The 7,009-nt window shown below is 70.4% G+C and carries 6 protein-coding genes; 3 read left to right on the forward strand and 3 right to left on the reverse strand.

What is annotated here, in order from left to right; all coding sequences use genetic code 11:
• From NT132_RS09335 to NT132_RS09345, 3 genes are all read left to right on the forward strand, one after another.
• The gene (locus NT132_RS09335; protein ID WP_297787718.1) at positions 1 to 1,173 is read left to right on the forward strand and encodes a bifunctional 2-methylcitrate synthase/citrate synthase; all 1,173 of its coding nucleotides are present in this window, start codon (positions 1 to 3) and stop codon (positions 1,171 to 1,173) included.
• Between the two features lie 11 nt (positions 1,174 to 1,184).
• On the forward strand, positions 1,185 to 1,961 hold the full coding sequence (locus NT132_RS09340; RefSeq protein ID WP_297787719.1) for an enoyl-CoA hydratase-related protein: 777 nt from the start codon (positions 1,185 to 1,187) through the stop codon (positions 1,959 to 1,961).
• 128 nt (positions 1,962 to 2,089) lie between these two features.
• Entirely contained in the window at positions 2,090 to 3,271 is a 1,182-nt protein-coding gene (locus NT132_RS09345; RefSeq protein ID WP_297787720.1) for a TetR/AcrR family transcriptional regulator, read from the forward strand.
• Between the two features lie 111 nt (positions 3,272 to 3,382).
• On the opposite strand, the gene NT132_RS09350 is transcribed toward NT132_RS09345, so the two are convergent.
• From NT132_RS09350 to NT132_RS09360, 3 genes are all read right to left on the reverse strand, one after another.
• Entirely contained in the window at positions 3,383 to 5,569 is a 2,187-nt protein-coding gene (locus NT132_RS09350) for a 3-hydroxyacyl-CoA dehydrogenase NAD-binding domain-containing protein (protein ID WP_297787721.1), read from the reverse strand.
• Between the two features lie 10 nt (positions 5,570 to 5,579).
• Entirely contained in the window at positions 5,580 to 6,788 is a 1,209-nt protein-coding gene (locus NT132_RS09355; RefSeq protein ID WP_297787722.1) for an acetyl-CoA C-acetyltransferase, read from the reverse strand.
• Positions 6,785 to 7,009: hypothetical protein (locus NT132_RS09360; protein ID WP_297787723.1), on the reverse strand; the 225-nt coding region annotated here is incomplete at its 5' end. The genes NT132_RS09355 and NT132_RS09360, both read right to left, overlap by 4 nt.

A 7,009-nucleotide genomic window follows, 5' to 3' on the forward strand; every position in this document is an offset into this window, starting at 1 on the left:
ATGACCGACATCGAGATCAAGAAGGGCCTCGCCGGCGTCACGGTCGACTACACCGCCGTCAGCAAGGTCACCCCCGACACCAACTCGCTGCTCTATCGGGGGTACCCGGTGCAGGAGCTCGCGGGGACCCAGCCCTTCGAAGCGGTCGCCTACCTGCTCTGGCACGGCGAGCTGCCGCAGCCGCACGAACTCAGCGAGTTCGAGACCTTCGAGCGCACCCACCGCGACCTCGACGACAACGTCAAGGCGGCCATCGACCTGCTGCCGCTCGAGGCGCACCCGATGGATGTGGTCCGCACCGCGGTGTCCGTGCTCGGAGCCAACGACCCCACCACGGCCGACAACTCGCCGGCGTCCGATCTCGCCAAGGCCAACCTGCTGTTCGCCAAGATCCCCGCGATGGTGGCGTACGACCAGCGGCGTCGTCGCGGCGAGGAGCTCGTCCCGCCCCGCGGCGACCTGGACTACTCCCGCAACTTCCTCTGGATGACCTTCGGCGAGGTGCCCGATGACGTCGTCGCGCACGCCTTCAACGTCTCGATGATCCTGTACGCCGAGCACTCCTTCAACGCGTCCACGTTCACCGCGCGCGTGATCACGAGCACCACGGCCGACCTGTATTCCGCGGTCGTCGGTGCGATCGGTGCGCTCAAGGGCGCCCTGCACGGTGGCGCCAACGAGGCCGTCATGCACATCTTCGAAGAGATCGGCACGGCGGAGAACGTCGGGCCGTGGCTCGACGACGCGCTCGCGAACAAGCGCAAGATCATGGGCTTCGGCCACCGCGTGTACAAGAAGGGCGACTCCCGGGTCCCCACCATGAAGAGCGCGCTGGACACCCTCATCGCGCACGAGGAAGCGACCGACCTCGCGGCGCTCTACGACGCGCTGGAGAGCGACTTCGTGGGCCGGAAGGGCATCTACCCGAACCTCGACTACCCGTCGGGACCCGCATACCATCTCATCGGCTTCGACACCCTCACCTTCACGCCACTGTTCGTCGCGGCGCGCGTCACCGGGTGGACGGCGCACATCCTGGAGCAGGCCGCATCCAACGCTCTCATCCGCCCGCTGTCTGCCTACAACGGTCCCGACGAGCGGCACATCGACGGGTACGAGCCCACCGATGCCGAGCGCGAGGTCGCCGAGCGACCCGCCGAGCAGGCGCTCTGAGCGGGCCGGCCATGACCGACTACGAGACCCTCCTCGTCGAGACCCGCGGCCGGGTCGGGTGGATCACCCTCAACCGGCCGGAGGCGCTGAATGCCCTGAACTCCACCCTCGCCCGCGAACTGGGAGAGGCCGCCGCGGCCTTCGACGCCGACGAGGCCATCGGTGCGATCGTGCTCACCGGCAGCGAACGCGCCTTCGCCGCCGGGGCCGACATCAAGGAGATGGCCGACAAGGGCTACCGCGACATGGCACTCGGCAACCCGTTCGCGGGGCTCGAGACGCTCGCGCGCGTCCGTACCCCGATCGTCGCCGCCGTCGCCGGCTTCGCCCTGGGCGGCGGGTGCGAACTCGCCATGATGTGCGACATCATCCTCGCCGCCGACACCGCGAAGTTCGGCCAGCCCGAGATCAATCTGGGGGTCATCCCGGGGCTCGGCGGCACGCAGCGGCTCACCCGCGCCATCGGCGCCTACAAGGCGGCGGAGCTGGTGCTCACCGGACGGACCATGGATGCGGCCGAGGCCGACCGTGCCGGCCTCGTGTCCCGCGTGGTGCCCGCCGCCGACCTGCTGACGGAGGCCGGGAAGATCGCCGACACCATCGCGTCGAAGTCGCTGCCCGTCGCCTACGCCGCGAAGGATGCCCTGCGTGCGGCGCAGGAGACCGTGCTCGCCGAGGGCCTGCGCTACGAGGGGTGTACGTTCGCCGCGCTGTTCTCGCTCGACGACCAGAAGGAGGGGATGGCGGCGTTCCGCGAGAAGCGGGCACCGCAGTTCCGGCACCGCTGACGCCGCGCCGTCAGCGTGTGGCCGCGTCATCCACGGCCAACGGGCGGTCGGCGACTCGCGTGAGACGACAGCCCACTCGCGCGCAGGGTGCGCGACCGGTGCGGCGCGGACGGCGGTAGGGTCGGCCCATGCCCATCGCCGAGCGCGCCCGTCCGCGGGACCGGAAGCGCCGGATCGAGGATGCCGCAGCGCTGGCCTTCGCCGAGCGCGGGTACCACCAGGTCAGCATGAGCGACGTCGCGGCCGCCGTCGGCATCTCTGCCCCCGCCCTGTACCGGCACTTCCCCAACAAGTACGCACTGTTCGTTCGCACCGCGTTCCTCGTGGCCCACCGCCTGGTCGAGGACACGGCCGCGGATGCCGAGGCGACACCCACTACCCCCGCCGAGGCCGCCGACGTGCTCGGACGGCTGCTGGGTGATGTCATCGCGACGACCATGGACCTGCGTGCGGTCGGCGGGCTCTACCGGTGGGAGGGGCGCTACCTCGATCCGGCGGACCGGGCGCGGCTGACGGCGGAGTTCCAGACGCTCCGCGCCCGCTTCCTCGCTCCGCACGCCGTGTACCGCCCTGACGTGCCCGACGCCGAACGCGAGACCCTGGTGTGGGCGGCGCTGGCGGCCGTTGCCAGCATCACGGCGCATCGCACCGTGGTCGCCGCCGGCACGCTGCGCCGGCTTCTGACAGAGGCGGCGTGGCGGGCGTGGGACGCCGATATTCCGCCGGCCGCGGCCGTCACCCCGCCGGTCGCTCCCGCGCCGGGCATGCGCCGGCGCGAACGGCTGATCGAGGAGGCCATCGCACTCTTCGCCTCGCGCGGCTACCACGACGTCACGATCGAGGAGATCGCCGCCGCCGCCGACCTCACCGCATCCGGGGTCTACCGGCACTACGAAGGCAAGTCCTCGCTCCTGCTCGAGGCCTGCGACCGCGCCGCTGCGCGGCTGGAGGACGGGATGCGTCATGCCCGCTCCGTGGCGCAGTCCCCGGGCGAGGCGCTTCGGATGCTGGCCGCCGACTACGTCCGCTACAGCGTGGAGAACCGGCAGCTGATGCGGGTCTACGTCGCGGACGTCGGCAGCCTCGCGCCCGAGGAGCAGCGCCGCCTCCGCGCCCTGCAGCGCACCTACGTGTCGGAGTGGGTGGAGTTGCTGCGGCAGGCCCGACCTGAGCTTTCCGCGCGGGAGGCCACCGTGCTCGTGCACGCCGGGTTCAGCGTCGTCGCAGATCTCGGTCTCGTCGCCGGCGTCCGGCACCAGGGCCTGTCGGCGGCGACCGAGCACCTCGTCGAGGTCGTGCTCGGGATCTGACTCAGCGACTCTTGCCGTGGAGCATCGGGATCATCCGGGCCATCAGGTGCACGTCTCTGCGCGGGGGGCGTTTCGTCTCGTCGCTTCGCTCCTCGCTCCACGACCGCCCGGTCACTCATAGGTCTCACCGGTCTCGGCGCGGGCGAGGAGGGATGCGGGCGGCGTGAAGCGCTCGCCGTACGTCTCGGCGAGTTCGCGGGCCCGGGCGACGAAACCGCGCAGGCCGCCCGGGTACTGATTCACGTACTGCAGCACGCCGCCGGTCCACGCCGGGAAGCCGATGCCGTAGATCGAGCCGATGTTGGCGTCCGCCACCGAGGTCAGCACCCCGTTGTCGAGGCAGTCGATCGCATCCAGCGCCTCGGCGAACAGCATCCGTTCCTGCAGGTCCCGCAGTGGCAGCACGGTGCGGCCGGACTCGTACTTCTCGCGCAGACCCGGCCAGATGCCGATGCGCGTGCCGTTCTCGTCGTAGTCGTAGAAGCCGGCGCGGGCCTTCCGGCCGGGCCGGTCCACGTCCTCGACCATCCAGTCCATGACCGCCTCGGACGGATGCGGCGTCCACGTCTTTCCCTCCGCCTCCTCGGCCGCGCGGGTCTCGAGCCGGATCTTCCGCGACAACGAGATCGTCAGCTCGTCCAGCAGCTGCAGCGCCCCGGCCGGGTAGCCGGCCTGCAGCGCCGCCTGTTCGACGGAGGCGGGCTCGACGCCCTCGCCGACCGCGGCGACGGCCTCCGCGATGAACCTGCCGATGACACGGGAGGTGAAGAACCCGCGTGAGTCGTTGACGACGATCGGGGTCTTCCGGATCTGACGCACGTAGTCGAACGTCTTCGCGAGCGCCTCGTCGCCGGTGTTCCGGCCGCGGACGATCTCCACCAGCGGCATCTTGTCGACGGGGGAGAAGAAGTGGATGCCGATGAAATCGTTCGGGCGGTCGACTCCCCCGGACAGCACCGTGATGGGCAGCGTCGAGGTGTTCGAACCGAGGATCGCGTCGGGTTCCACGAAATCCTGGATCTCCTGAAACACCTGCTGCTTGACGGGCACGGATTCGAAGACGGCCTCGATGACGAGGTCGACACCGGCGAAGTCGGCGGCGTCGCTCGTCGTCGTGATGCGCTCGAGCAGCGCCTCGCTCTTCGCTGCCGTCGTCTTGCCGCGGGTGAGGGCCTTCTGCTCCAGAGCGCGGGCGTAGTCCTTGCCCCTCTCCGCCGCATCCAGGGTCACGTCCTTGAGGACGACATCGATCCCGGCCTTCGCCGAGACGTAGGCGATCGCGGCGCCCATCATGCCCGCACCCAACACGCCGACCTTGCGGGCGGTGTACGGCGGGATGTCGCCTGGGCGGCTCATGCCGGAGGTGATCTTCTGCAGGTCGAAGAAGAACGCCTTGATCATGTTCTTCGCGACCTGCCCGTGGGTCAGCGACACCAGGTACCGGGTCTCGATGAGGGACGCGGTATCGATATCGACGTAGGCGCCCTCGACGGCGGCGGCGAGCGCCGCACGCGGCGCGGGCATCGGCGCGCCCTTCAGTTGTGCGCGCAGCAGCGCGGGCAGCGCCGGCAGGTTCCCGGCGATCGCGGGGGACGAGGGAGCACCGCCGGGCAGGCGGAAGCCCTTCTCGTCCCACGGCTTCACCGGTGCCGGGTTCGCGGCGATCCAGGCGCGGGCGCGGGAGTCGAGCTCGGCCTGCGGGGCGACCTCGTCGATGATCCCGACCGCCAGCGCGCCGTCGGCGCTGAACCGGGTGGCGGGGAGGATGACCTCCTGCAGCGCCCTCTGCAGCCCCAGCATCCGGACCGTGCGGGTGACGCCGCCGCCCCCGGGGAGGAGGCCGAGCGACACCTCGGGAAGCCCGAACTGCGCGCCCTTCGCATCGCTCGCAGCGATGCGGTGGTGGCAGGCGAGCGCGACCTCGAGACCACCGCCGAGGGCGGTGCCGTTCATCGCGGCGACGACAGGCTTGCCCAGCCGTTCGAGGCGTCGAAGCAGCGCCTTCACGGCGTTGATGTGGGCCGTTTCCTCCGCGGACTTGGCGGGATCGGCGGCGCGCAGCCGGTTCAGATCGCCGCCCGCGAACCAGCTCTTCTTCGCCGAGGTGAGGATCACGCCGGTGAGCGAGTCGCGCTCGGCCTCGAGCCGGTCGACGGTGGCCTCGAGCGCGGCGCCGAAGTGCGGGTTCATGGTGTTGACGGCGCTGTTCGGGTCGTCCATCGTCACGGTGACGACGCCGTCCGCATCCTGCTCCCAGGCGTAGCCGGTGTACACGGCGGTGTTCTCAGTGGTTCCCATGGCTGCTCCTTCAGACGCGTTCGATGATGGTGGCGATACCCATGCCCGCGCCGACGCAGAGCGTTGCGAGGCCGCGCTTCAGGTCGCGGCGCTCGAGTTCGTCGAGCAGCGTGCCGAGGATCATGGCGCCGGTGGCACCGAGCGGGTGGCCCATGGCGATGGCGCCGCCGTTGACGTTGACCTTGTCGTCGGGGATGCCGAGGTCCTTCTGCCACTTCATGACGACGGCCGCGAACGCCTCGTTGAGCTCGAACAGGTCGATGTCCGAGGTGGCGAGTCCCGCTCGATCCAGCACCTTCTGCGTCGCCGGGGTCGGGCCGGTGAGCATGATCGTCGGCTCGGAGCCGGTGACCGCCGTCGCGACGATCCGTGCGCGGGGGGTGAGGCCCGCGGCCTCGCCCGCCTCGGCGGAGCCGATGACGAGAAGGGCCGCGCCGTCGACGATGCCGGAGGAGTTCCCCGGCCCATGCACGTGCGTGATCTTCTCGACCCAGTGGTACTTCTGCAGGGCGACGGCGTCGAACCCGGCCTGGGCGCCGACCGCGGCGAAGCTCGCCGGGAGCGTCCCCAGCGACTCGACGGTCGATTCCGGGCGGCGGTGCTCGTCGGTGTCGAGCACGACGACGCCGTTGACGTCGCGCACCGGCACGATCGACCCGGCGAACCGTCCCTCCTGCCAGGCCGTCTCGGCCCGCTGCTGCGAGCGGGCGGCGAACCGGTCGACGTCCTCGCGGGAGAAGCCCTCGATCGTGGCGATCAGGTCGGCGCCGATGCCCTGCGGCACGAAGTAGGCGTCGTAGTTGGTGGTCGGATCCTGGGCGTAGGCACCGCCGTCGGAGCCGATCGGCACGCGCGACATGGACTCGACCCCGCCGGCGAGCACCAGGTCCTCGAATCCGGAGGCCACCTTCTGCGCGGCCAGGTTCACCGCCTCGAGACCCGAGGCGCAGAACCGGTTGACCTGGAGCCCCGCGACCGTCTCGGGCAGCCCCGCGACGATCGCCGCGGTCCGGGCGATGTCACCGCCCTGTTCTCCCACGGGGGAGACGACGCCGAGCACGATGTCGTCGATCACGGCGGGGTCAAGCCCGGGGTTCCGCTCCTTCAGCGCATCGATGAGCGTCACGACGAGGTCGACGGGCTTGATGGAGTGCAGCGCACCGCCCTTGTTCTTGCCGCGCGGGGTGCGCACGGCGTCGTAGATGAAGGCATCCGTCATGGTGTTCTCCTAAAGTCCGAGTCCCGGCCGACGATCTCTTCCATGATCTTCGTCGTGCCGCCGTAGACGGTGGTGATCCGCGCAGGCATCGGTTCACGATGCCGAAACACCCCCCCGTCGTCCAGAACTTCGCCGCCGCGGGGATCCCCGCAGATATCCGGCCGAAAGAGGGGCGATGACTTCCCGGTTTCTGCGGCATGCGCCGCTCTGCTTAGACTCGC

Source organism: Microbacterium sp. (assembly GCF_026393345.1).
In the GTDB taxonomy this organism is placed as follows: Bacteria; Actinomycetota; Actinomycetes; order Actinomycetales; family Microbacteriaceae; genus Microbacterium.